Consider the following 431-nt stretch of genomic DNA (forward strand, 5'->3'; position numbering starts at 1 on the left):
GCCCCGGTGCGGGCGCTGGGCCCGGCAGGGTGGCGCCCCGGCTGGTCGCTGCTGGCCGTCCTGGAGGTGCGCTACGCCGGAATGCCGGAGGGAAGTCTCACGGAGTGGCAGGACCTCGCGGCCGCCCGCCGGACGAACCGGGGCCCGTACACGGACCGGGCCGTCAGCGGCGAGGCCCTGCGCCGGCTTCTCGACGCCGCACCGGGGCTGTCCGCCCAGGCGCCCGTCGGCATCCGGCACCTCACCTCCCGCGCGGACCGCGACCGCTTCGTCGACTTCGTCTCCCGGCACGCCGGCCGGGACTTCAGCGACCGGGCCGCCTGGCGGGAGACGTACAGCTATGTCCGCCCCACCCGCGCCGAGGCCGAGCGCCGCGGCGACGGTTTCAGCCTGAGCCAGCTCTTCGCCCGTCTCCACCCGCTGCGCGCCCT

1 pseudogene is annotated in these 431 nt (G+C 77.0%); it reads left to right on the forward strand.

The window, feature by feature from the left end:
• Nucleotides 1–431: pseudogene (locus G3I71_RS48080) on the forward strand (RedV protein); the annotation flags it as partial.

The organism is Streptomyces sp. SID12501, from assembly GCF_010550245.1.
GTDB lineage: Bacteria > Actinomycetota > Actinomycetes > Streptomycetales > Streptomycetaceae > Streptomyces.